The following is a 22,366-nucleotide window of genomic DNA, read 5'->3' on the forward strand; positions in this document are numbered from 1 at the left end:
CCCGCGTCCGATATCGGCATCAACACAGACCTCGCCAGTCAGTTTGTGGAGGCGTGCGATGCTGATGCTTCCGCCTATCGAAGAACTGCGCAGGCGCTCCATGCTCGCTTTGGTTGTAAGCGGATGGGTCATTGTCCTGACCCTAGCCGCTTTGAGCCTTGCCTTTTCCCAATATCAATTTGCCCTTCCTGCAACCGCACTCGCGGCACTGATCAATGCCGTGCCCACTTGGATGGTGCTAACGGGGCGCGTAGACAGCATCGCTCGCCTTTCGTTTGGCGTTCAAGCTGGACTGATACCGGCGCTCTTGTTTTACGCGCTCCAAGGGACGCTTTGGCAGCCGGAATTGTTGCTGTTGCTGGCTGCGGGACTGGTCGCCCTTGTAACGCTTTGCGATCACCGCCCCATCCTGATTGCCTCGACCCTTCTGGCTCTGCAACATGTCGGTTTGGTGAGCTTTGCACCGCAGTGGATTGCCTATGAGCAGATGCACATTGGCCTTTCATCCATAAGGTTGGGAGCCACTATTCTAGGCGGTGCAATTCTGAGCTGGATCACTGCGCTTCTCAGGACAGCAGTCGAAAGATCGAGTGAACTGCAAACCGAGCTTGGAAATTGCCAGCAAACCCTTGGCGCAAAAAACACCGAGTTGGCCGCATTGGAAGCAATTCTCGCGGCCGAGAAGGCCAGCAAGACAAGAGCTCTCGAAGAAGTAATCGAGCAGCGTAAGGCCGAATATGAAGAGGTCGCGGCCGCGTTCGAAAAGTCCATGGCCAGTGTGACAACATCAGTGACCGCAACGGCCCGATTGCTTGAGGAAAGTGCTCACCAACTCAAGCTCAATGCGGATCAGACCGGAAATGAAGCGCTCAGAGTGCTAAACTCCGCTGAAACCGCCAGCAGAGCAGCCAATACAGTCGCAGCAGGTCTGGCAGAGCTTTCGGTCTCTATCGCAGAAGTCGCCGATGATGCCGGCCAGCAGTCTTCCTTGAGTAAGGATGCAAGTCAATGCTCAGGGGATGGCAGTCAGGCAATCGAGAAACTCAGCGCACAATCGCAGACCATTGGTGAGGCAACCCACTCCATCGTGCGAATAGCGGAACGGACCAACCTTCTTTCGCTTAATGCTGCGATCGAAGCCGCTTCTGCGGGCCCTGCAGGACGCGGCTTCAGCATCGTCGCTAATGAAGTCAAACAGCTCGCTGACCAAGCAAGTGATGCGGCAAACCGGATTCAGGAGTTTCTGGGAGGCGTCCAATCGGGCACTCTGGAGGCTGAGCTTAGTTTTCACAAAATCGAAACGGCAATTAGCGAGCTCGATAGCAATGCCAAGGCTATCCGCTATAATGTTGAAAACCATCGGCAATCGGCAGGCACGATTGAGACCTTCGCACGCGGTGCTGCTGATGATGCTGACGAGATGGTCAAACACAGCCGCGCTTTGGCTGAACGCGCCACACGGTCCAAAATGCTATCAGACGAAGTCGACGAGGCAGCCATAAGCCTGGCTGAACATGTCCGGCAGCTTGAAGAATCCAGTCGCCGGTTCCGGTCAAAGCTGGATGTCGCTTAACGCATTCACCGGTAAGCTTTTGATCTAAAACGATCCACCGCAAGCGCGATTATGATCCCGGCGAAGCTCACAATGAATGCTGCGACCTTGATGGGCTGAGCCGTCGCTGCAATGCCCGCCATAACGTCGTTACCCTTGTCGTTGAACAGTTGAATGAACTGCAAGGTTGTTTCCGTGTAGTCGGTGATCCCGAACACTATCGCCGATGCGCAAATCAGCAGCCCCATTGCACGCAAGGCCCCTTGCCGCCGAGTTGCAAAGCCTCTGCCCGCAAGAAAGCTGCCAAGAGCATAGATCCAAATCCACACAAGGTCGGCGATTACGGCAATTATAGCTAGGTTACGCACGCCGTTTTCACGCCACTGTGTCTGGATTTGATCAACACGCTCGGCGGTTTTTGCCGCTTGATGGTCGATGATCCCAAAGGTCACGTCACCCTGCTCTACCATGTTGGTCACTGCGATAACCGCAAGGAAAACCACAAGACCTATGAGCCACATCTTGATGCTAATCTTGCTGTCCATGCTCCCGCCTCCCTCGACCGTTATCTAGCTACTGAAGAACTCAACCAGTGCATCTCCGAAAGCGCCATCGGCAACGCTGCTCATATGCGTACCGGGTATCTCGCGGTACCGGCCATCTGGAAGCGCGAGTGCCAAGTCTTTGGCAGAACCATTGTCCTGATCCTTGTTCCCACAAATGAGCGCTGTTGGCATGGTGATTTTGGCCAAATCAGCGTCCGCCACGTCATCAACCGCGCCGAGCAATAGGCGTGCCGCCTCCCGGTCGATTCCCATAGTTTTCATGAAACTCTTGGCCATGAAAGCACGGTCACCGCGTTTGATCTCATCAAATCGGTCAATCGCATCGATGAAAAAAGCTGCCCGGTTCTTCCACCCTGAAAGCCCCTGCAATCCCATCCCGCACAGCGCCAATCGGCGGGGAGCTAGACCGTCGATCACACCCTTGGCAGATGTACGTGCGCCTAATGAGAAGCCAGCCAGGTCATAGTCTTCAAGATCAAAATGGTCGACGAGCGCGGCAAGGTCCTTGGTGAGCACTCCAAAAGGGTAGTCGAGGGCATTGTGCGACTTAACGCTTGCCCCATGCGCGCGAAGGTCCGGCATAATGCACCGTAAACCAGCCTCAGCCAGCTTTTGCGCATGCCCGAACTTCACCCAGTTCATTTCAGCTGAGGAAAACAGGCCATGGACTAGTACAAGAGGCCTGCCCTCACCCATGACGGTGACTGCCAAGCGTGCGCCATCGAAACTTGGAACAGACTCAACTCTCATCTTCGAACAATCCCGAGAAGTCTGACCCATTCCTCAGAAGTTCTTGGCGCTTCTTCCATCGTCTTCACATCCTCGGGTAGTTTGATCCAAGGCTGCTTGCTTTTGACCCAGATATGCGCAGTCAGTTCTATTTCGTTGCTTCGGTCAAGAGTGCCGCAGCGCAGACTTGCCATGCCAGCCCGCGAGGGGTTTTCGGCATAAACACGAGTTTTACATACTGGACAACCTGTGATCGATGCTTCCACTCCGCTGGGTTGAACGTAGCGCCCACAATCGAGTTCGCCTTCAATCGAAATATCATTCATCGCAAACAGCATATGTTCACTAAACGCCGAGCCTGTTCGGCTCTGACAGTCGGTGCAGTGGCAAGCATAGGGATTGAGGCGAAAGCCCTCAGCGAGGCGATACCTCACTGCACCGCAGAGGCACCCTCCAGTGAGCTCTCCTTTCACCTCTTGGCCAGCCCTTTTTGCTCCATGCGCCATTTGGCCATGTCCACACGGTCCTGACCAAAGAAGGGTTCGCCATCGACGACCAAGGTGGGGACGCCCCAATGTCCTGCTTCATCGAGCGCTTTGGTATTGCCTTCGATCTCCGCATCCAGCGCGTCCGCACCTGACGCCGCTTCCGCCTCTAGCTCTGCAAAGTCGAGGCCTGCCCGCGTCGCAGCGCCGGCCAAGTGATCGCCCTCGTGCCAATTGTCGGTCGAACCATCCCATATGATGGATGCAACCTCGGCGGCAAATTCCAGGCCCCTGCCCCGGCGCGTGGCAGCCTGACCCAAACGACAGATCCGGAATATGTAGGGCTGGTCTTTGGCAATCTCGCGGGTGGCAATGTCCTGAACAATCGGATCAGGGCGCGGCCAGCGGAAGGGAATTCCCAGCATCTGCGCAGTTCTGAACGAATCCATGAAGATGTAGCGAGGAGCGGCCGGATTGCCTGTGAAAAGCAAATCGGGATCGCGCACCGCAATCGGCAAAACCGTTCGCAGTGTTATGTCGAGATCATACTCCCGCGCCATGTCCCGGTACCGTCCCACAGCAAGATAGGAGTAGGGTGAGCGGAAACTGAAAAAGAGGTCGGCTTTTAGTGTCATGGGTACAGCTTAACGCGCTTTACCGGAAAAAACACATTTACCTGAAAAAGCACTGGGTCCCGGCATAGAGCATGGTGACAGCGCCGCCATCAACAAAGCCGCCCATAGTGTTGCTGAGCGCGAATTCCTCACCCAAGGTGCTGCCTTCGATCGGGGTGTAGCCGGTGGCAGCCGCAAGGTCATCGGCGGCCATCCCAATTGTGACGTCAGCATCGATCTGGATGTTTTCCCCTTCGCCTTCAGGCGCAGAGCCGATGTTCCAGCCCACGAGCGAGCCTGACTGAAAATTCAGCGTCAATTCGCCCGCATAGCTGGTCATGGCCATGGGCCCTGCCCCGCATTCTTCAATCTCGTTGCGGCTAACAGGTTCGCCTAGCACCTTTGTGAGCGCGGTTTCGACCTCATTGCGACCCGCTGCGAAAAAGAAACTCTCAGCGCCGGCAACCACGCCTTCGCCGTGGAGCGCGACAAGACCCTCATCGACGGTATCGACAGGGATATCCCCTGCCATGCGGTCGGCAGGCGAAGGCACCTGGCCATTGTCACACGCAGCAAGCGCCAAAACCATCACACCCAAAGCAAGCCTACGCATAGTTACTCCTCCTGTTTCGAGCGTTCTATTATCCAGATCACAAAAGCGGCGATAAGAGCACCTGCAAACGCCAGTGCCATATCTTTTTGCGCGTCCCAGATGTCGCCTTGCTGACCATTATAGGCCTCAACATTGTCGGGCGCGAGGAGGATGGACAAAAGCCACTCAAAAATTTCATAAATGGCGCTGATGCCCATCACAAATTCAACGCCAACATAGAGTGCAAGCACCTTGGTCACGCCAACGTATCGGCGGAGGATTTCCGCCACCGGGAGCACCATGAGAAGGCCAAAACTGAAATGGACGAGGCGGTCGTAGTGGTTGCGATCCCAGCCCATGATTGTGCTCAGATCGCTTCCAAAAAGCGCCGCGACCCACGCATCATAGGGAGTGTTGGTATAGGTGTATCGCCCGCCCAGCGTGTGCAGTGCAAGGAAGGCAAACAAAGATAACAGCGCTGCATTCGAAAGCGGCCAGCGCCTTAAAAAAGCGGGCGCTGCAAGGATAACCAGCAATGTGGGCACGTGATGCAGTGGGGCCACGTTCGGGAATGGCTGACCGACCTGAGCCAATGCCAGACCAACAAGGCCAAGCCCCAAGAGCCAGCCTTGAAACTTCGTCAAATGCGACAGATAGCCCAAGCCTCGCTTAGCCTTTCTGCAAGTGCCGCCGACCCAAAAGCTCTGCGATTTGCACCGCGTTCAAGGCTGCGCCTTTGCGAAGATTGTCGGAGACACACCACAGCGCAAGGCCGTTCTCAACCGTCGGGTCTTCGCGAACGCGGCTGATGTAGGTGGCGCTGTCACCGGCGCTCTCAACCGGCGTAACGTAGCCTTCATCCTCGCGCTTATCGATCAGCATGATGCCGGGAGCCTCGCGCAGGATTTCCTGTGCCTGCTCAGCTGAAATCTCTTTCTCGAACTCGATGTTCACAGCTTCCGAGTGACCAACGAACACCGGCACGCGAACGCAGGTCGCGGTGAGCTTGATCTTGGGATCGAGAATTTTCTTGGTCTCGACCATCATCTTCCACTCTTCCTTGGTCGAACCATCGTCAAGGAAGACATCGATATGAGGGATCACGTTAAACGCGATCTGCTTGGTGAATTTCGCAGGCTCGACAGGATCGCCCACGAAAATCGCGCGGCTCTGTTCAAAAAGCTCGTCCATGCCCGCTTTGCCAGCGCCTGAAACCGACTGATAGGTCGAGACAACAACGCGCTTGATGGTCGCCGCATCATGGAGCGGTTTTAGGGCCACCATAAGCTGAGCAGTTGAGCAGTTGGGGTTGGCGATAATGTTGCGCTTGGAATAGCCATCAATCGCATCCGGGTTCACCTCTGGCACGATCAGCGGTACGTCGGGGTCCATGCGGTAGAGAGAGGAATTGTCAATTACGACGCAGCCCGCGGCCGCCGCCTTGGGAGCATATTCCTTCGCTGGGCCAGACCCGGCGGCGAAGAGGGCAATATCCCAGCCAGACCAGTCGAAATGCTCGATATTGCGGCATTTGAGCATCTTGCCCGTGTCGCCATATTCGACCTCGGTCCCGTGGCTGCGCGAGCTTGCGACAGCTGCGATCTCATCGGCGGGAAACTCGCGTTCCGCCATGATCTGCATCACTTCGCGGCCCACATTTCCGGTCGCACCGACGACTGCTACACGGTAGCCCATTCTTATCTTCCTTCACGTCAATTTGGGTTGCGCTGCCTAGATGGGTGGCTAGCATCCTCCCTCAAGGGAGATTTCATGGCAGCCGATACACACATTTGGCGCGAAAAGGCACAATATTTCGACTTTCAGGGGCACCAGATTGCCTATTGGACAAGCGAGAATACGTCTGCACGGCCTTTATTGCTCGTCCACGGCTATCCGACGTGCGCGTGGGACTGGACCCACGTGTGGGATCGGCTCGGCGCGGAGCATCATCTGATCGGCTGCGATATGCTGGGATTTGGGCTCTCCGATAAACCCAAGTCGGGGTACTCCATCCACAAACAAACCGACATTCAAGAGGCGCTCTTGGCGCATCTGGGCATTGGCGAGTTTGACGCGTTGGTGCACGATTACGGGGTTTCGGTGGGGCAGGAATTGCTCGCAAGGCAACAGGACGGCGCGGGAGCCCAAGGGCTCGGCAAAATGGTGTTTCTCAATGGCGGTATCTTCCCTGACCAGCACAGGCCCGTTTTGATGCAGAAGATCGGAGTGTCACCTTTAGGCTTTCTGTTGGGCCTGCTCATCAACCGGGAGAGCTTTGGCAAAAGCTTCTCTCAGGTTTTCGGACCCGACACCAAACCTAACGCACAGGAACTCGACCAGTTCTGGGACTTCATCAGCCACAATTCAGGCAACCGCATCATGCACAAACTGCTCCACTACATCGCAGACAGGCGCACGCATAAGGAGCGCTGGGAAACGGCACTGGTGGGGGCGCAAGACAAGATCGGCCTGATCAATGGTGCACTCGACCCGGTATCTGGCAAGCACGCCTATGACAAATGGCGCGAAGTGGTGCCGGACGCGCGGCACCACCTGCTACCAAGCGTTGGTCACTACCCTCAGGTTGAGGCGCCTGATGAGGTTGGAGCCAAAGCGCTGGAGTGGCTCAGCGCTTGATCACTCCGGCGGCGTCACACCGTGCGCCTCTAGGAAGCGGAAGATCGAGTTCCACATATGCGGGCTGATGTTCGGACCCGACACGCGGTGCGTGTAGCCCGGGTAGAGCATCATTTCGAAGGGCACATTGTTCTCTTGCAGAACGCTGATCAGCTCTGAGGAGTTTTCAAACACCACATTGTCATCGGCCATGCCGTGGATGAGGAGCAGCGGATCGCTGATCTTGGTCGCATCGGGAATGGCGCTGGCCTTTTCGTAAGCCTCAGGCACCTCACGCGGGTCGCCCATAAACCGCTCGGTATAGTGGGTGTCGTAAAGCTCCCACTTGGTCACAGGCGCACCGGAAATGCCCGCTGCGTACAGCCCCGGATCGGCCTGCAACTGCTTCAGCGTCATATAGCCGCCATAGGACCAGCCATAGAGCGCGATCTTGTCGCCATCGACAAAGGGAAGCGTCTTCAGGAATTCAGCGCCAGTCTTCTGATCGACCACTTCAACCCCGCCCATCGCGCGGTAGATCGGTTGTTCAAAATCCACGCCGCGATTGGCCGTGCCCCGGTTGTCGAGCGCGAAGTAGATATACCCCTTATCGACCACAGCCTGTGCGAGCGCCCCGCCCCAGCCCTTGTCCACGATCTGCGGACCCGGCCCCGAATAGTGGTAATAGAACACGGGGTATTTCTTCCCCGGCTCCATATCGGGTTTGAGCATCATGTAATGCAGCTCGGTCCCGTCTTCAGCCGCGATCTTCCCGTATTCGGGCATGGTATGGCCAAGCAGGAACGGCGTATAAGGATGATCTTTATCCAGCGCGTTCTCTTCAACCCAGGTGAGGCGCTGACCAAGGTCGCCTGCAAGATAGCTTTGCGTGGGCTGATCGGGCGCGGAACGGCTTACCAGCATAAGGTTGCCGGTTGGGTCCATGCTGGCGGTGTTGGTGTAGTCGGTCTCGGTTAGGCGCTTGGGCTCTGTCGCGGCGGTGAGGCTCGCAGAATAGACCTGCTCGGTCAGCACGCCTTCCACGGCAGTGAAGAACAGCTGATCCTTGTCTTGATTGACCCCGACGAGCTTGGTCACCGGCTCTTTGAGGCTGGTAAGCTGCGTCAATTCGCTGCCGTCGAAGCGGTAGAAATTGCCAAAGCCATCGCGCTCTGACCACCACAAAAGCGAGCCGTCCTTGAGGAAGCGGTAGTTGTCGGAGAGGTTGATCCAATACTCTTCGCGCGCAGCCCTCTCGGTGAACCAGACCTCGCTCTCGCCCGTGGCAGGATCGACCTTGAGCATATCGAGCACGGTCTGCTCGCGGTTCTGACGCTGGACGTAGAGGTAACCGTCTGGCCCCCAGTTGACCCGCGCAATGTAGATGTCGGTTTCTTCACCAAGGTCGACCTTCACACGGTTACCGCCATCGGGGTCCATCACGTAAAGCTCGACAATCGCATTGTTTGAGCCAGCGACCGGATAGCGTTGATCGAACACTTTGGTGCCGGTCGCGCCGATAGCCGCCCGTGTGACGATTCCAACCGGGCTTTCATCAGTGCGCTGGACTGCAAGGCGCGTGTCATCGCCGTTCCACCAATAGCCGGTGAGGCGGCTCATCTCTTCTTGAGCCACAAACTCAGCCTCACCCCAGCGGATGGTGTCGTCTTCTTTGGGTGTTATAGGAACTGCATCACCGCCCACTTCGCCAACCCAAAGCTGACGATCGCGAATGAAAGAGACGTAGCCTGCACGCGGGGAAAGCTTGGGATTAAGCTCGCTCTCCTCCGTATCGGTCAGGCGCTGCACATCTCCATCGAGTTTCGCGAAATAGAGGTCCCCATCAATCGGCACCAGCACGCCAGACGCATCGCTCGCCCACTGATAGGTGATGATGCCTTTAAGGTTCCCCACCCGCGCCCGCTCGCGCTGCATCTTTTCATCTTCGGAAAGCTCGCGGCCGGTGCCAATCGCTTCGCTATCAACCAGCATACGCCATTCGCTGGTCTGGAGATCAAAGCCCCAAAGGTCATAGCGCGCCGCATCATCTGCCCGGTTGCGCAGCAGTGTCAGATACCGGCCATCGGGCGAAAACTGAACGCTGCGCGGCGACGGACCGTTCAAAGAGGGCGAAGCAAAAACGCGCTCAAATGTGAGTTGGGGTGTATCGGTCATGTGATCGTCGGCCAAGGCTGTGGTGGAGAGAAGTGCGGCAGAAGCAGCGGCAAGAAACAGGCGCATCGCGTATTATACCTTTAGTTGTCAGAGCATTGTTTGAACGCTCGGCTACGTGGCGTTGTTCCTTGCAATGGCTGACCCCAAACGCAAGCCCTGGAAACGAAAAAGGGCGGCCCTTGCCGGACCGCCCTTCTGATAATTCGTTCGCCTAAGGTCTTATTTCTTAGGAGCGTTTTCCCGGCGTTCCGCGATACGCGCACGCTTACCGGTGCGGCCACGCAGATAGTAGAGCTTCGCCCGGCGCACAACGCCGCGACGCACGACAGTGATGCTGTCAACGATTGGCGCATAGAGCGGGAACACACGCTCCACACCTTCGCCAAAACTCATTTTGCGCACGGTGAAGTTGGAGCCCATGCCGCGATTTGAACGCGCGATCACGACGCCTTCAAAGTTCTGAATACGCTCGCGTTGGCCCTCTTTCACCTTCACGCCGACACGAACGGTGTCGCCTGCGCGAAATGAGGGAATTTCTTTTGTAACCTTGCTGATTTCTTCAGCTTCGATTTGCTGGATCAGGTTCACTGGTCCGTTTCCTTTTTCTTTCGCCGCGCGCCAGAGGCAGACTGGTCCCGAACACTGTTATAGCGTTCCCAAAGGTCCGGCCTGCGTAACCTAGTATCAGCTTCAGCCCGAGCTTTACGCCAAGCCTCCACCTTCGCATGATCCCCAGATCGCAGCACTTCGGGGATCGTGCGCCCTTCCCATGATTGAGGTCGGGTGTATTGCGGGTACTCAAGTAGGCCGTCCTCAAACGACTCTTCAGTCCCGCTAGAAGCCGCGCCCATTACGCCGGGAAGCAGCCGAATGCAAGCATCAAGTATGGTGATCGCTGCTGTTTCGCCCCCGGAAAGGACGATGTCGGCAAGGCATACCTCTTCGATCTGAGGCCGCGCTTCGAAAAGGCGCTCATCAAAGCCTTCAAAACGGCCGCAAAGAATGGTGACGCCGGGGCCTTCTGCGAGTTCGCGGATACGGGTTTGGGTGATGGGTTTGCCCCGAGGGGTCATGGCGAGGACGGGAATATCCTCCCCAGAATGGGGAGGGGGACCAGACGCAGTCTGGTGGAGGGGCAGGTCGCGCCCATCCGAAAGTTCCCCTCCACCGTCTTCGACGGTCCCCCTCCCCGATCCGGGGAGGATGGAGTCCAAAGCCCGCGCCATCACATCGACCTTGAGCACCATCCCCGCCCCGCCCCCGGCGGGCGTGTCGTCAACGGTACGGTGCTTGTCGGTCGTAAAGTCGCGCGGGTTGACGGTGTCGAGAGTCCAATCCCCGCGCTCAAGCGCCTTACCCGCAAGGCTAGTGCCGAGGGGACCGGGGAACATCTCCGGATAGAGCGTGAGGATGGTGGCAGCGAAGGTCACTCAAAGGCATCCATGTTCTCACGCAACGAAGTGCTTCTCTTGTCGAACCGCTTTGCTGACGCTGCTGCAACAAGGCCTGCACTTGCCATCATCGCAAATAAAACCACGAAACCTTTCAAGGAGAGCGGGAAGACGATGGCGAGGATGTCTGAGAAACTGCGACCTGTCTCGATTGTCCAAAGCCAAGTTAACGCCGCGAAGAAAAAGGACGGGGTGGCAACGACAACAATAAGCGTTCGCACAATCCATGGCATCTTTGCGACGACCCTGTTGAGTACTGCAACCAACCCCCAAGCGGTCGAAGAGACAACAGCACAGACAATGGCTACTCCCGCAAGCCACGGAAATCCCGGCGCTTCTTGAGGCGCAATTTCAATTGGCCCAGCGGCCGCCGCAAAAATTTCAAAAATCGTCAGCCCCAACTTACCCCATCCTTCGCCCGCGTATCCACATTAAGCTCAAACACATCAGGCCGCGAATAATGCCCGTCGGTATCAAGGCTGGTGAGCCCCTGTCCGCGCTCTGACAGGTCGAGCTGCGCGTGCAAAATTTCCTCGCCCTCCCCGGCCTGCGCCAAAACCCGCGCATCGGGCGCGATAATCATCGAGCCACCGCGATTGAGCGCCTCGCCCTCAATTGCCTCGAACAACTCCTTCGCTTGCGGATTACCGCCAACCCGCTCCAACCCATCAAACAGGTCATCGCGGTGCTGCACCAGACCTGCGGCAAGGACGAAGCACCGCCCCTCCATCGCATAGTGCCGTGAGGCAAGCGCATATTCCTCACGCACAGTGGGCCAAGCGGCGACATGCACCGCCTCGCCCAGATTGTGCATCGCCGCGCGCGCTAGCGGCATCCAGTGCTCCCAGCAGATGAGATTGCCCACATTGCCCCACTCGGCCTCATGCACGCCCAAGGTCGAGCCATCGCCGCGCATCCAGATGAGGCGCTCGCCATGGGTTGGCACCAGCTTGCGGTGATCAAGCGGCGGCAGGCCGGGGCGGAAGAGCAATTGGTTGTTGTAAAGGCTCGAGCGCACCCGCTCATGCGCGCCGATGGAGATGCAAGCCCCGCTCTCATCGCAAAGCTCTTGCAATGGCAGCAGCCGCTCATCTCCCGGCCCAATCGCCTGATCGAGCATGATCTGGTGGCACGCCTTGGTCCCCGGATGGTTCCACAGCGCCGCGCCCGGAGCCTCATCCAGCCACAGCGGATAACCGCCCAGAAACGTCTCCCCAAACGCTACAAACCGCGCGCCAGCATCGATCGCCTCTCGGGATAGGCGCGTCGCTTTTTCAATCCCTCCGGTGAAATCCAGCGGGATCGGCGCAGCTTGGCAAATGGCAACGGGCAATTGGGTCATGTGAACGTCTCAATGTCGAATTCGGTTAGCTGGTCGAGGCGGCGTGTCACGAAATGCGCGGGCAACCATGCGACGACCATACAAAAAAACAAAAGCACGGCGATAACGCCAAAAAACTCGCCCCAACCCCCAAAACTCTCATCTGCCAGACCCACAATCATCACAGGTGAGACCATGACGAGACAACCGCTCAAAGCGGCAATCATTGTACGAACCCCGCGTGAAAACCGGCCAAGCCAGAGCTTTGTCAGAAGAACACATCCAAGCGTCGCCGCAACCTGGATAAGAGCACCGGAAACAAGAAGGAGAATGACCATAAGGGCGTCAGAATTCATACCTGCCCCTTAAGGCGCAAAATCAGCCCCCGCAACCGCCACAGCCACCACCACCGCAGCCGCCTCCCCCGCCATCTGAGCCGCCGTCAGAGCCGCCATCGTCGCCGCCGTACACACCGCCTGCGCCCCCGCCTGCACTCGCCGCACGCGCAGCATGCACCGCCTCCCATGGGGTGCCGACCAGGACGCCCGTCCCGAACAGCGCCACGGCAAACCCGGCCTCATTAGCCTGCGGTGCGCGCCTTAGACGACTTTTGCTTTCTTCAAGCTCCATGACCAACTCTTGGCCCGCGATAGTGCGTTTTGTGCCGGTGAAAAACCGGATCAGGCCAAGCACGAAGGTGACAATCAACAGCGCGATCAAAATGCCGGTCGGCTCACCCAAAGCCGCACCTGCCTGTTGGCGATAGAGCCCGATCACAAACAGCACCGCAAATGGCAAGGTGGAGAATAACTTGAGGCGCAGCCGCTCCTGCTCGCTCATCATAAGCCCGCGCTGGATAAGCCGCTGTTCAACCTGCGCTGCTTGCTCGAGCAAAGTCCGTTTGGCATCGGCAAGGCTAAAACCGCCAACCTTGGCCAACACTGCGCGCTCGGCCTCGCTTGCTGCCTGATTTTTATCTGTAGAGAAGAGCTTTTTCGAATTGCCGGATGTGAGCGCCCCCTTCGCAAAAAGCGATGAAAGCACGGCTAAGTTTAATCGGTCCGCCCCGCCATTCAGCACCGCGACTTCCTCCAAGTCCTCAACCTCGCCGCGCTTACCCAATGGACGCAGATTGGCCGGGAACCAAACACCCGCGGCAACACTTGTGGCGAGCATCAGGGCATAAAATCCCAAGAAGCCCGCACCCGAATAAGAGCTGAAAATTTCCATCAGAAAATCACTCCAATCATAACAGCGATCACAATGCCAAGCGCAATCCAGCCCGCTGCACCCAGCAGTGCGAGCCGTTTATCAAGGATCATAACATCATTCGGGTTAACGCGAAGTCCCTGTGGATCAACGCCAAAGCGGCGTCCTGCACCGGGCCAGATGTCAGGGGGAGGCGCTTCGCCAAACGCATCCTCATAGGAGCGAAATGTCTGCGCATACTGGTCGTAATAGCGGGTTCGCTCGACCTGCCCGCCCGCTGTCGGCCCATGGTGAAGCTCTGCGTCCAGAACATTAGGACAAAACACGCCCCAGTAATCGCGACTGTAGGTAAGGTGGAGGTGCCAGACCTGATCGACTGCGTCAGAGGGCGTCACTTCATGGCCAGCAGTGCAAGCGAGGTAACAAAAGCGCTTGTACTCGAGGATCACACGTTCGGTGAATGGCGCAGACCAGCGATTTTCGCGCGCGAGACGGTCCGCAAAAGACAAAGGCGCGTCATTCGGCCCGATTGAATGGGCCAAAAGACGCTCCCAAAGCTCAGTCGTGGTCGCGTTTCCCCTTGCGTTCATGCGCTATTGGTCGGCGAAATCCTCCGAAATGACAAGCCGTGTCTCATCCCATTCGATGACAGCCTGCTTGGTTATGGGGACCATGATAGTCTTCATGCCTTTCGCTGGAACCGGCTCAAGCGCGATTTCGATGATGTCGGTTGCGCCAAAGTTCTGGACTGCTTCGACGCAGCCAATCGGCTTGCCCGTGTCAGTCACGGCAGACAGACCGACAAGGTCAGCATGGTAATACTCGCCATCCTCAAGCGAGGGCAATTCTTCGCGCGGTACTTTCAAAGTGGTCCCGCGCAGCTTTTCGGCCTGGCTGCGACCCGAGACTTCGGCAAAGCGCGCAATCGCGCCGCCTTTGTTGTCGGAACGCACCTTCTTGAGCGTCAACTCGCCCGCGTTGAAGGTTTTATGTTCACGAAGAGCGTCCAGCCCCTCGCCAAGCAATTTGAGGCGAACTTCGCCCGCGACACCGTGCGCACCGGTGACCGCTGCAAGGACAATGGGTTCATCGCCGCTCATACACAAAACTCCGTTCGCCCTAAGCCTGCCTGGCGGCGCGCGATTGCGCACGCCAACCGTGCTTCGACAAGCTCAGCACGAACGGTGTTTTTCATGGAAAGCTTAGCCTTCGTTCTTTTCTTCAGCGGCCGTTTCAGCAGCTGCTTCCTCGGCAGGCGTTTCCTCAACAGGAGCCTCTTCAACCGCAGCTTCTTCAGCAGGGGCTTCTTCTGCTGGTGCTTCGGCTGCCGCTTCTTCAGCTGCTTTTGCTGCTTCTTCGGCTTCTTTCAGCTTTTCAGCCTTCTCTTCAGCACGCTCGACAGCTTTTTCGCCAGGCTTGCCTTTGTTCGGGTTATTACGCGCTTCACGCTCGAGAATGCCAGCAGCATCAAAGAAACGATGAACACGGTCCGAAGGCTTTGCACCAACCGAAAGCCAGTGACGCGCGCGGTCTTCATTGAGCTTTACGCGCTCGGGATTGTCTTTCGCGAGAAGCGGGTTGTAGGTGCCGATCTGCTCGAGATACTTACCATCGCGTGGACTACGCGAGTCAGAGACGACGATGCGGTAGTAAGGACGCTTTTTAGCGCCACCGCGCGAAAGCCGGATTGCAACTGCCATTGTAGATTACCTTTCGAGTTATACTGTCTGTATTCGTTTGAATTTGTGAGTTATTTTTGCGCTATTTCTTCTTGGGACCACCGAGGCCGGGGAGACCGGGCGGAAGGCCGCCCATTCCACCGCCGGGGCCGCCCATTCCGGGCAGACCGCCGGGCATTCCGCCGCCCATACCGGGAGGCATTCCGCCACCCCCACCACTAAACATGGCAGCAAGACTTTTGAGGCCGCCCATCTTCTTGAGTTGTTTCATCGCCTTGGACATCTCCTGATGCATCTTCAGGAGCTTGTTGACCGTCTGTACGTCGGTGCCAGAACCCGCCGCAACGCGCTTTTTGCGCTTGGCGTTCATAAGGTTTGGATTGATCCGTTCCTTGGCCGTCATCGAGCCTATAATCGCATCCATATGGACCAGTACCTTGTCATCCATATTAGACGCCGCCATTGCAGCCTTCGCTTTTTTCATGCCCGGCATCATACCCGCCAGCATGCCGAGACCGCCCATATTCTGCATCTGCTTCAACTGCATCCGCAGATCGTTGAGGTCGAATTTACCCTTCTCGAAGTTTTCAGCGAGCTGTGCCGCTTCCTCTTCTTTGATGGTCGCTGCCGCCTTTTCGACAAGGCTGACAACATCGCCCATGCCAAGGATACGATCGGCAACTGAGGCCGGGCGGAATGTCTCGATCGCATCGAGCTTTTCGCCGGTCCCCGCAAATTTGATCGGCTTGCCTGTGACCGCGCGCATCGAAAGCGCCGCACCGCCGCGCGCATCGCCGTCCATCCGGGTCAGCACCACGCCGGTGAGCGGGACTTCGCCGCTAAAGCTCTGCGCCACATTCACCGCGTCCTGACCTGTCAGCGAGTCGACCACGAGGAGAACTTCGGTAGGCGCAGAGACTTGGCTCACCGCCTTCATTTCGGCCATCAAAGCTTCGTCTACGTGCAGACGGCCTGCGGTATCGAGCAGGAGTACGTCGAAGTTCTGAAGCTTTGCCGATTCCATCGCGCGGCGTGCAATGTCGACAGGTTGCTGGCCCTCGACAATCGGCAGGGTGGCAACATCAACCTGCTCGCCCAGAACCTTGAGCTGCTCTTGCGCCGCAGGACGGTTGACGTCGAGCGAGGCCATCATGGCCTTTTTGCCGTGACGCTCGCGGATCAGCTTCCCGAGCTTTGCGGTTGTGGTTGTCTTACCAGAACCCTGTAAGCCGACCATCATGATGACGACCGGAGGGGTCGCGTTGAAGTTCAGCTCTTCGCCAGCTCCAACTTCGTCGCCCTCACCAGTGAGCATGGCGACAAGTTCATCATGGACGATTTTGACGACTTGCTGGCCCGGAGTGACCGATTTGAGCACATCTTGCCCAACAGCTTTTTCCGTAACCGCATCGATAAACCTGCGCGCCACAGGAAGCGCGACGTCTGCTTCGAGCAGAGCCACGCGGACTTCACGCATCGCGTCGCGCACATCTTGTTCTTTAAGAGCGCCGCGACCTTTGAGCTTGTCAAAGACCCCGCCAAGGCGGTCGGACAGATTGTCAAACATAGTCTTCAACTCCTCTCAAGACTGTTCAAGCCCTGATAAACGCGAAAAACGCCGGCGGACGAAACCTCGTCGGCCAGCGTACGGAAATCTTCGACAGACGTCCGGCTTATGTGTCTTTTTCGATGGTGGAGCCTAGCGGGATCGAACCGCTGACCTCAACACTGCCAGTGTTGCGCTCTCCCAGCTGAGCTAAGGCCCCATGTATCCATCGTATTGGCCTTACCAAAGATAAAGCCTATCCTTGCCTTCACAAGGGAGCGCTCCCTTAAGACCGCCCCTTGCGAAACGCAAGAGCAAAATCAGCTATCGTCGCTGCTGTCGTCGTCTTTGGCGGGCTTCACACCAAGATCATCGTCACCGCCAAGGTCAACGTCGTTGTCTGGCGAATCTTCTTCATCATCGATGTTCTCGATGTCTTTCAGATCATCATCGTCATCCGCAAGATCGCTATCCGCTTCGCCGGTTTTCGCCTTTTCAGGGTCGTCGATCGGAATTGGCTGCTTGGATTTGAGTACGGGCTCTGGATACCACTGGTGGCCATTTGGGCTGGTCACAGGGTTGTCATTGCCAAGATCGTAAAAACGCTCGCCCGTCTGTGGGCAGGTACGCTTGGTTCCCCATTCGGGTTTGGGCATTGATTTAGTCCTTATCTGGTCCTGCATCAAAAAGGCAGGCAGCAAACATGAGAAGGTCAGTTGGGTTCAACTTGCACTGGAATCAAGTGCATTCGAATTAGATCCCTCGGATTGGGCGGGCGCGCCTTGCCATAGCCCTTGGCCGCTGTCAAAGACCTGCTCCGATATGCAAGGCTCTACTTTCACCTCTTCCGCCCCTTTAACCGGCCGCCTGCGCGTGCCTGGCGACAAGTCGATCAGCCACCGTTCGTTGATGTTTGCAGGGCTTGCTGTGGGCGAAAGCCGCATCACTGGTCTTTTGGAAGGCGAGGACGTGCTCGCAACGGCTGCAGCGATGCGGCAATTGGGCGCTCATATAGAGCGCACAGACGACGGGACGTGGCGCGTCTACGGAATTGGCGTTGGCAGCCTTCTGGAGCCCAAACAGGCCCTCGATATGGGCAATTCGGGCACCTCGACGCGGCTCATGATGGGCCTTTTGGCGAGCCACCCGATCAAAGCGACTTTTATCGGCGATGCGAGCCTTTCGGGTCGCCCCATGAACCGGGTGATAAATCCGCTAAGCCAGATGGGCGCAAGTTTCGAAAGCTCCAGCGGAGACACCCTCCCGCTTATGATTCATGGCGCTTTTCCGGCGGTGCCGATCACTTATCGCCTTCCTGTGGCGAGCGCTCAGGTGAAAAGCGCTGTGCTTCTTGCGGGCCTCAACACCCCAGGCATCACCCGTGTGATCGAACCTGTCGCCACACGCGACCATACAGAACGCATGCTAACTGGCTTTGGCGCAAAGCTTGAGGTGGGCGAGGAGAATGGCGAGCGCGCGATTGCGATCCACGGTGAGGCCGATCTGCGCCCGATGGATGTGGTAGTCCCCGGCGACCCATCCTCCGCCGCTTTCTTCCTCGTTGCAGCGAGCATAGTACCGGGAAGCGATCTGGTGATTGAGAACGTCGGCCTTAACCCGACGCGTGCTGGGATCGTAACTGTGCTCAAACAGATGGGCGCAGATATCGAAGAGCTAGACCCGCGCGAGGTTGGCGGCGAACCTGTTGCTGACTTGCGGGTGCGTCATGCGCCGCTCACAGGCATCGATGTCGACCCCGATATCGTGCCCAGCATGGTGGACGAGTTTCCAGTCCTCTTCGTCGCCGCATCTTTTGCGCAAGGGACCACACGATGCACAGGCCTTGAAGAATTGCGCGTCAAGGAAAGCGACCGCATTGCAGTAATGGCCGCTGCCCTCACCGCTGCGGGTGCGCAGGTCGAAGAGCTTGAAGACGGCTTGATCATCGAAGGCACCGGCGGCGAACCCCTTCGCGGGACTTCCAACGCCAGCGTCAAAACCCATCTCGATCACCGGATTGCGATGAGCATGGCGGTTGCAGGTCTGGCGAGCAAAGACGGGGTTGAGGTCGACGACACCGCGCCAATCGCGACAAGCTTCCCCGCGTTTGCGGACATGCTTAAAGAAGCAGCAAACGGGCAATGACCACACCGCTAGACATTTATTCTTTCATCGGCTTCATCGGCACCGCCTGCATTATCGGCGCATATGCATATTTGACCTGGGTCAATGAGCCCAATCCGTTTATCCTGCACGGCACAAATCTGATAGGCGCAGCGCTGCTCACAATTAGCCTTCTGGTGCACACCAATTGGCCAAGCCTCGTGCTTGAGGGATTTTGGGCAGCGATTGCGATATTTGGGCTCGCGAAAGCGCTAAAGAGCAGAAGGTCTAAGGCATGATCATCGCGGTTGACGGACCCACTGCCTCAGGCAAAGGCACCCTTGCAAAACGTCTCGCCGCACATCTGGGCATACCGTGCCTCGATACAGGGCTCCTTTATCGCGCTGTGGGACGGCAGGTCGCGATCAATGAAGGCGACCCTGACAATGCCGCAGATGCTCTTGCGGCTTGCGATTTTCCCGATACCCTTATGGACGATGATATCCTTCGCACCGAAGAAAGCGGAAGCCTTGCAAGCCGAGTCTCTGTCCACCCAGAGGTGCGCGAGGCTTTGTTCAAGCGACAGCGCTCGTTTGCCGAACAACCCGGCGGTGCAGTGCTAGACGGGCGCGATATCGGGACTGTCATTGCGCCGGATGCCGATGTGAAGCTTTTCATCACCGCCAGTGTTCAAGCCCGCGCGCGGCGGCGCTGGCTCGAAATGGTCGAAAAGAAACTCGACCATGAAGAGGAAATCCCACTCTCGGAAATCGAGAAGGATGTCGTTGCGCGTGATGCCCGCGATATCAATCGCAAGGACGCCCCGCTAAAGGCTGCTCCCGATGCTTTGGTCATCGATACCACCTCATTTGACCGCGAGGCGGCGTTTGAGATGGTGCTCGAAGCTGTCGAAGAGGCCCTTGGTCGCCGGTGATTTCGCTTGCATCTGCGCCCCTTTACCGCTAGGCGCGCGCCCGTTCCGAACATCTTTATTGGTGGAAAGAACCTGCGTGGTATGCATCCGGCTCCGCGCAGACGTCGGCCTCTTGCCCTGCTAGCCCTCGCAATGGTGCGTGGGAGGCAGTTTAAGACCCCGGAAAAACCGGTGGCCGGTAGCAAACAAAACCAAGGATTAGCCAAGACTTATGGCAACCTCACCTAACCCAACGCGCGACGATTTCGAAGCGCTCCTTAACGAACAACTCGGCGGTGCCGGCGACGAAGGCTTTGAAGGCCGCGTTGTTATGGGCACGATCACTGCAATCGAAGCAGGTCACGCCGTAATCGACGTGGGTCTCAAAAGCGAAGGCCGCGTCAACCTCAAAGAATTCTCACGCGGTGACGATGATCACGGCCTGTCGGTAGGCGACGAAGTCGAAGTCTATGTCGACCGTGTCGAGAACGCTGACGGCGAAGCCATGCTCAGCCGCGATCGCGCCCGCCGCGAAGCAGCTTGGGACAAGCTCGAAAACGAATTTGGCGAAGGCAAGCGCGTCGAAGGTCGCATCTTTGGCCGTGTCAAAGGCGGCTTCACTGTCGATCTCGACGGCGCTGTTGCGTTCCTTCCGGGCTCACAAGTCGATATCCGCCCTGTGCGCGACGTTACTCCGCTTATGGAAGTGCCTCAGCCTTTCCAGATCCTCAAAATGGACCGTCGCCGCGGCAACATTGTTGTTTCGCGCCGTGCCGTTCTTGAAGAGACCCGCGCCGAACAGCGCAGCGAACTCATCAACGATCTGGCTGAAGGTCAGGTCATCGAGGGCGTGGTCAAGAACATCACCGATTACGGTGCATTTGTTGACCTTGGCGGCATCGACGGCCTCCTCCACGTCACCGACATGAGCTACAAGCGCGTCAATCACCCAAGCGAAGTGATCGCCATCGGCGACACCGTGAAGGTGCAGATTGTCCGCATCAACGCCGATACACAGCGTATCAGCCTCGGCATGAAGCAGCTCGAAAGCGATCCATGGGATGGTGTTGCTGCGAAGTACCCAATCGGTGCCAAACTGACCGGTAACGTCACCAACATCACCGAGTACGGTGCATTTGTTGAACTCGAAGCGGGTATCGAAGGCCTCGTCCACGTCTCTGAAATGAGCTGGACCAAGAAGAACGTTCACCCGGGCAAGATCGTCAGCACTTCACAAGAAGTCGATGTGATGATCCTCGAAGTCGACAGCGACAAGCGCCGCATTTCGCTCGGCCTCAAACAGGCTCAGCGCAATCCTTGGGAAGAGTTTGCAGAAACGCACCCAGTGGGCACCGAAGTTGCTGGTGAAGTAAAGAACGCCACCGAATTTGGTCTCTTCATCGGTCTCGAAGGCGACGTCGACGGCATGGTCCACATGTCAGACATCGCTTGGGGCATCTCGGGCGAAGACGCTCTGGCGCTTCACCGCAAAGGCGAAGAAGTCAAAGCCGTTGTGCTCGACGTTGACGTAGAGAAAGAGCGCATCAGCCTTGGCATGAAGCAGCTTGAAAAAGGCGCACCAACCGAAGCAGGCGCAGCAGCAGCCGGTTCGCTTCGCAAGGGTCAGACCGTCACTGTCAGCGTTCTCGAAGTTCGCGATGGCGGCCTCGAAGTTCAGGTTGGCGACGATGGCGCAACCGGCTTCATCAAGCGCAGCGACCTTGGCCGTGACCGTGACGAGCAGCGTCCGGACCGCTTCCAGGTTGGCAGCAAGGTCGACGCAATGGTCACCGGTTTCGATCGTTCAAAAAAGCCGAACTTCTCGATCAAGGCGCGTCAGATCGCCGAAGAGAAAGAGGCAGTGCAGCAGTTCGGCTCATCCGACTCAGGCGCATCGCTCGGCGACATCCTTGGCGAAGCTCTCAAGGGCAAAGACGACTAAGTCTTTCCGCCAGTTGGCAAATCAAGAAAGGCCCGCTTGCAGCGATGCAGGCGGGCCTTTTCTATTGGGTGCCGCGCGGTTAGAATGGCACTCAAGAGAAGGATCCCCGCGTCATGCTTGAAGTTCATCAATTCCCCTGCCTCTCCGACAATTACGGCTTTCTGCTGCACAATTCAGTGACGGGCGAAACCGCCGCAATCGATACGCCCGATGCAGGCGAGTATCTCGATCAGGCCAAGGCCAAAGGCTGGACCATCACGCATATCTGGAACACCCATTGGCACCCCGATCATGCAGGCGGGAATGTAGAGATTGTGGAGGCCACCGGCGCGCGCGTTCTGGCTCCCAAAGAGGTAGAAAAGCTCTCGCCCATAGACCGTGTGGTGGAGCATGGGGATACGGTGAACCTGGGTGAACATCGCGCCGATGTCATCGACGTATCAGGCCATACCAACGGCCATATCGCGTTTCATGTCGTCGAGGATGGCATTGCCTTTGTCGGCGATAGTGTTTTCGCACTTGGATGCGGCCGGATGTTCGAGGGGGAGCCCGAGCAGTTCTGGCGCAGCCTTGAGCGGATCAAGCGGCTTTCTACTGCCACAGTGCTTTACTGCGCGCACGAATACACTCAGGCCAATGCCAAGTTTGCTTTGCATGCCGATCCGGACAACACCGATCTTCAGGAATACGCTGCCGAGATCGATGCCAAGCGAGCGCGCGGCGAATGGACCGTACCGACCGTCTTGAAGCGCGAGCTTGCGACCAATCCATTCCTGCGGGCCGATGATCCCGCGATGCAGGCGCGGTGGGGCGGCAATGCGCCGCACGAAACTTTTGCAGCGCTGAGAACTGCCAAGGACAGCTTCTAAGCGC

Annotated in this window: 26 protein-coding genes and 1 tRNA gene; 7 read left to right on the plus strand and 20 right to left on the minus strand. The window is 57.4% G+C overall.

Annotation, left to right across the window (positions count from 1 at the left end):
- Positions 1-58 precede the first annotated feature (58 nt).
- Positions 59-1,573 carry a methyl-accepting chemotaxis protein gene (locus AC0V6Q_RS05525; RefSeq protein ID WP_486167408.1) on the plus strand — a complete coding sequence of 505 codons (1,515 nt, stop codon included), beginning with the start codon at positions 59-61 and terminating at the stop codon, positions 1,571-1,573.
- A gap of 5 nt (positions 1,574-1,578) precedes the next feature.
- On the opposite strand, the gene AC0V6Q_RS05530 is transcribed toward AC0V6Q_RS05525, so the two are convergent.
- From AC0V6Q_RS05530 to AC0V6Q_RS05560, 7 genes are read right to left on the minus strand one after another with little or no spacing between them, the layout of a single operon-like run.
- Positions 1,579-2,097, minus strand: a complete 519-nt coding sequence (locus AC0V6Q_RS05530) for a hypothetical protein (protein WP_486167409.1) — start codon at positions 2,095-2,097, stop codon at positions 1,579-1,581.
- 24 nt (positions 2,098-2,121) lie between these two features.
- Positions 2,122-2,868, minus strand: coding sequence for an alpha/beta fold hydrolase (locus AC0V6Q_RS05535; RefSeq protein WP_486167410.1), 747 nt, complete (start codon positions 2,866-2,868; stop codon positions 2,122-2,124).
- The gene (locus tag AC0V6Q_RS05540) at positions 2,865-3,353 is read right to left on the minus strand and encodes a GFA family protein (protein ID WP_486167411.1); all 489 of its coding nucleotides are present in this window, start codon (positions 3,351-3,353) and stop codon (positions 2,865-2,867) included. The genes AC0V6Q_RS05535 and AC0V6Q_RS05540 overlap by 4 nt, the downstream gene beginning before the upstream one ends.
- Positions 3,317-3,967: a DsbA family protein gene (locus AC0V6Q_RS05545; protein ID WP_486167412.1), complete on the minus strand. Its 651-nt coding sequence runs from the start codon at positions 3,965-3,967 to the stop codon at positions 3,317-3,319. The genes AC0V6Q_RS05540 and AC0V6Q_RS05545 overlap by 37 nt, the downstream gene beginning before the upstream one ends.
- Before the next feature lie 37 nt (positions 3,968-4,004).
- The gene (locus tag AC0V6Q_RS05550) at positions 4,005-4,559 is read right to left on the minus strand and encodes an aspartate-semialdehyde dehydrogenase (RefSeq protein WP_486167413.1); all 555 of its coding nucleotides are present in this window, start codon (positions 4,557-4,559) and stop codon (positions 4,005-4,007) included.
- Positions 4,560-4,561: 2 nt separating this feature from the next.
- Positions 4,562-5,182, minus strand: a complete 621-nt coding sequence (locus AC0V6Q_RS05555; protein WP_486167414.1) for a DUF2238 domain-containing protein — start codon at positions 5,180-5,182, stop codon at positions 4,562-4,564.
- A gap of 25 nt (positions 5,183-5,207) precedes the next feature.
- On the minus strand, positions 5,208-6,233 hold the full coding sequence (locus tag AC0V6Q_RS05560; RefSeq protein ID WP_486167415.1) for an aspartate-semialdehyde dehydrogenase: 1,026 nt from the start codon (positions 6,231-6,233) through the stop codon (positions 5,208-5,210).
- Between the two features lie 75 nt (positions 6,234-6,308).
- Between AC0V6Q_RS05560 and AC0V6Q_RS05565 the strand changes: the two genes are divergently transcribed.
- Positions 6,309-7,175 carry an alpha/beta fold hydrolase gene (locus AC0V6Q_RS05565; RefSeq protein WP_486167416.1) on the plus strand — a complete coding sequence of 289 codons (867 nt, stop codon included), beginning with the start codon at positions 6,309-6,311 and terminating at the stop codon, positions 7,173-7,175.
- Here AC0V6Q_RS05565 and AC0V6Q_RS05570 read toward each other — a convergent pair whose 3' ends face one another.
- From AC0V6Q_RS05570 to AC0V6Q_RS05630, 13 genes are all read right to left on the minus strand, one after another.
- A complete protein-coding gene (locus AC0V6Q_RS05570; RefSeq protein ID WP_486167417.1) occupies positions 7,176-9,395 on the minus strand; it encodes a S9 family peptidase in 2,220 nt (739 codons plus the stop codon).
- Positions 9,396-9,548: 153 nt separating this feature from the next.
- A complete protein-coding gene (gene rplS / locus AC0V6Q_RS05575; protein WP_486167418.1) occupies positions 9,549-9,917 on the minus strand; it encodes a 50S ribosomal protein L19 in 369 nt (122 codons plus the stop codon).
- Positions 9,914-10,759 (minus strand): tRNA (guanosine(37)-N1)-methyltransferase TrmD, encoded by an 846-nt coding sequence (trmD, locus tag AC0V6Q_RS05580; RefSeq protein ID WP_486167419.1) that lies wholly within the window; start codon positions 10,757-10,759, stop codon positions 9,914-9,916. The genes rplS and trmD overlap by 4 nt, the downstream gene beginning before the upstream one ends.
- The gene (locus tag AC0V6Q_RS05585; RefSeq protein WP_486167420.1) at positions 10,756-11,181 is read right to left on the minus strand and encodes a hypothetical protein; all 426 of its coding nucleotides are present in this window, start codon (positions 11,179-11,181) and stop codon (positions 10,756-10,758) included. Before AC0V6Q_RS05585 ends, trmD begins: the two co-directional genes overlap by 4 nt.
- The gene (locus tag AC0V6Q_RS05590; RefSeq protein ID WP_486167421.1) at positions 11,172-12,122 is read right to left on the minus strand and encodes a carbon-nitrogen hydrolase family protein; all 951 of its coding nucleotides are present in this window, start codon (positions 12,120-12,122) and stop codon (positions 11,172-11,174) included. The genes AC0V6Q_RS05585 and AC0V6Q_RS05590 overlap by 10 nt, the downstream gene beginning before the upstream one ends.
- Positions 12,119-12,457 carry a hypothetical protein gene (locus AC0V6Q_RS05595; RefSeq protein ID WP_486167422.1) on the minus strand — a complete coding sequence of 113 codons (339 nt, stop codon included), beginning with the start codon at positions 12,455-12,457 and terminating at the stop codon, positions 12,119-12,121. The genes AC0V6Q_RS05590 and AC0V6Q_RS05595 overlap by 4 nt, the downstream gene beginning before the upstream one ends.
- Positions 12,458-12,479: 22 nt before the next feature.
- The gene (locus tag AC0V6Q_RS05600; RefSeq protein WP_486167423.1) at positions 12,480-13,331 is read right to left on the minus strand and encodes a TIGR04222 domain-containing membrane protein; all 852 of its coding nucleotides are present in this window, start codon (positions 13,329-13,331) and stop codon (positions 12,480-12,482) included.
- Positions 13,331-13,900, minus strand: coding sequence for a glycine-rich domain-containing protein (locus AC0V6Q_RS05605; protein ID WP_486167424.1), 570 nt, complete (start codon positions 13,898-13,900; stop codon positions 13,331-13,333). Before AC0V6Q_RS05605 ends, AC0V6Q_RS05600 begins: the two co-directional genes overlap by 1 nt.
- A gap of 3 nt (positions 13,901-13,903) precedes the next feature.
- Complete coding sequence (gene rimM, locus AC0V6Q_RS05610) at positions 13,904-14,410, minus strand: ribosome maturation factor RimM (RefSeq protein WP_486167425.1); 507 nt, start codon at positions 14,408-14,410, stop codon at positions 13,904-13,906.
- Between the two features lie 102 nt (positions 14,411-14,512).
- The gene (rpsP, locus tag AC0V6Q_RS05615) at positions 14,513-15,010 is read right to left on the minus strand and encodes a 30S ribosomal protein S16 (RefSeq protein ID WP_486167426.1); all 498 of its coding nucleotides are present in this window, start codon (positions 15,008-15,010) and stop codon (positions 14,513-14,515) included.
- Between the two features lie 61 nt (positions 15,011-15,071).
- The gene (gene ffh / locus AC0V6Q_RS05620) at positions 15,072-16,556 is read right to left on the minus strand and encodes a signal recognition particle protein (RefSeq protein ID WP_486167427.1); all 1,485 of its coding nucleotides are present in this window, start codon (positions 16,554-16,556) and stop codon (positions 15,072-15,074) included.
- A 123-nt stretch (positions 16,557-16,679) separates the two neighbouring features.
- Positions 16,680-16,755, minus strand: a tRNA-Ala gene (locus AC0V6Q_RS05625).
- Between the two features lie 100 nt (positions 16,756-16,855).
- Entirely contained in the window at positions 16,856-17,191 is a 336-nt protein-coding gene (locus AC0V6Q_RS05630) for a TIGR02300 family protein (protein WP_486167428.1), read from the minus strand.
- A 166-nt stretch (positions 17,192-17,357) separates the two neighbouring features.
- Between AC0V6Q_RS05630 and aroA the strand changes: the two genes are divergently transcribed.
- The 5 genes from aroA (at position 17,358) to gloB (ending at position 22,362) form a co-directional block, all read left to right on the plus strand.
- Positions 17,358-18,680 (plus strand): 3-phosphoshikimate 1-carboxyvinyltransferase, encoded by a 1,323-nt coding sequence (gene aroA / locus AC0V6Q_RS05635; protein ID WP_486167429.1) that lies wholly within the window; start codon positions 17,358-17,360, stop codon positions 18,678-18,680.
- Complete coding sequence (locus AC0V6Q_RS05640) at positions 18,677-18,937, plus strand: CBU_0592 family membrane protein (RefSeq protein ID WP_486167430.1); 261 nt, start codon at positions 18,677-18,679, stop codon at positions 18,935-18,937. Before aroA ends, AC0V6Q_RS05640 begins: the two co-directional genes overlap by 4 nt.
- The gene (locus tag AC0V6Q_RS05645; protein WP_486167431.1) at positions 18,934-19,572 is read left to right on the plus strand and encodes a (d)CMP kinase; all 639 of its coding nucleotides are present in this window, start codon (positions 18,934-18,936) and stop codon (positions 19,570-19,572) included. Before AC0V6Q_RS05640 ends, AC0V6Q_RS05645 begins: the two co-directional genes overlap by 4 nt.
- 211 nt (positions 19,573-19,783) lie before the next feature.
- Positions 19,784-21,493 carry a 30S ribosomal protein S1 gene (gene rpsA, locus AC0V6Q_RS05650; protein ID WP_486167432.1) on the plus strand — a complete coding sequence of 570 codons (1,710 nt, stop codon included), beginning with the start codon at positions 19,784-19,786 and terminating at the stop codon, positions 21,491-21,493.
- A gap of 113 nt (positions 21,494-21,606) precedes the next feature.
- Positions 21,607-22,362, plus strand: coding sequence for a hydroxyacylglutathione hydrolase (gene gloB, locus AC0V6Q_RS05655; protein WP_486167433.1), 756 nt, complete (start codon positions 21,607-21,609; stop codon positions 22,360-22,362).
- Positions 22,363-22,366 lie beyond the last annotated feature (4 nt).

Source organism: Erythrobacter sp. S227, from assembly GCF_057364925.1.

What these genes read in the sequence shown, in the direction of transcription:
- AC0V6Q_RS05595 (WP_486167422.1), bottom strand. Translation starts at nt 12,457, where the DNA reads ATGAATTCTGACGCCCTTATGGTCATTCTCCTTCTTGTTTCCGGTGCT.
- AC0V6Q_RS05525 (WP_486167408.1), top strand. Translation starts at nt 59, where the DNA reads ATGCTGATGCTTCCGCCTATCGAAGAACTGCGCAGGCGCTCCATGCTC.
- AC0V6Q_RS05565 (WP_486167416.1), top strand. Translation starts at nt 6,309, where the DNA reads ATGGCAGCCGATACACACATTTGGCGCGAAAAGGCACAATATTTCGAC.
- aroA (WP_486167429.1), top strand. Translation starts at nt 17,358, where the DNA reads ATGCAAGGCTCTACTTTCACCTCTTCCGCCCCTTTAACCGGCCGCCTG.
- AC0V6Q_RS05535 (WP_486167410.1), bottom strand. Translation starts at nt 2,868, where the DNA reads ATGAGAGTTGAGTCTGTTCCAAGTTTCGATGGCGCACGCTTGGCAGTC.
- AC0V6Q_RS05640 (WP_486167430.1), top strand. Translation starts at nt 18,677, where the DNA reads ATGACCACACCGCTAGACATTTATTCTTTCATCGGCTTCATCGGCACC.
- AC0V6Q_RS05590 (WP_486167421.1), bottom strand. Translation starts at nt 12,122, where the DNA reads ATGACCCAATTGCCCGTTGCCATTTGCCAAGCTGCGCCGATCCCGCTG.
- AC0V6Q_RS05560 (WP_486167415.1), bottom strand. Translation starts at nt 6,233, where the DNA reads ATGGGCTACCGTGTAGCAGTCGTCGGTGCGACCGGAAATGTGGGCCGC.
- rpsP (WP_486167426.1), bottom strand. Translation starts at nt 15,010, where the DNA reads ATGGCAGTTGCAATCCGGCTTTCGCGCGGTGGCGCTAAAAAGCGTCCT.
- AC0V6Q_RS05530 (WP_486167409.1), bottom strand. Translation starts at nt 2,097, where the DNA reads ATGGACAGCAAGATTAGCATCAAGATGTGGCTCATAGGTCTTGTGGTT.
- AC0V6Q_RS05600 (WP_486167423.1), bottom strand. Translation starts at nt 13,331, where the DNA reads ATGGAAATTTTCAGCTCTTATTCGGGTGCGGGCTTCTTGGGATTTTAT.
- AC0V6Q_RS05630 (WP_486167428.1), bottom strand. Translation starts at nt 17,191, where the DNA reads ATGCCCAAACCCGAATGGGGAACCAAGCGTACCTGCCCACAGACGGGC.
- AC0V6Q_RS05545 (WP_486167412.1), bottom strand. Translation starts at nt 3,967, where the DNA reads ATGACACTAAAAGCCGACCTCTTTTTCAGTTTCCGCTCACCCTACTCC.
- AC0V6Q_RS05540 (WP_486167411.1), bottom strand. Translation starts at nt 3,353, where the DNA reads ATGGCGCATGGAGCAAAAAGGGCTGGCCAAGAGGTGAAAGGAGAGCTC.
- rimM (WP_486167425.1), bottom strand. Translation starts at nt 14,410, where the DNA reads ATGAGCGGCGATGAACCCATTGTCCTTGCAGCGGTCACCGGTGCGCAC.
- AC0V6Q_RS05645 (WP_486167431.1), top strand. Translation starts at nt 18,934, where the DNA reads ATGATCATCGCGGTTGACGGACCCACTGCCTCAGGCAAAGGCACCCTT.
- AC0V6Q_RS05605 (WP_486167424.1), bottom strand. Translation starts at nt 13,900, where the DNA reads ATGAACGCAAGGGGAAACGCGACCACGACTGAGCTTTGGGAGCGTCTT.
- ffh (WP_486167427.1), bottom strand. Translation starts at nt 16,556, where the DNA reads ATGTTTGACAATCTGTCCGACCGCCTTGGCGGGGTCTTTGACAAGCTC.
- AC0V6Q_RS05550 (WP_486167413.1), bottom strand. Translation starts at nt 4,559, where the DNA reads ATGCGTAGGCTTGCTTTGGGTGTGATGGTTTTGGCGCTTGCTGCGTGT.
- AC0V6Q_RS05570 (WP_486167417.1), bottom strand. Translation starts at nt 9,395, where the DNA reads ATGCGCCTGTTTCTTGCCGCTGCTTCTGCCGCACTTCTCTCCACCACA.
- rpsA (WP_486167432.1), top strand. Translation starts at nt 19,784, where the DNA reads ATGGCAACCTCACCTAACCCAACGCGCGACGATTTCGAAGCGCTCCTT.
- gloB (WP_486167433.1), top strand. Translation starts at nt 21,607, where the DNA reads ATGCTTGAAGTTCATCAATTCCCCTGCCTCTCCGACAATTACGGCTTT.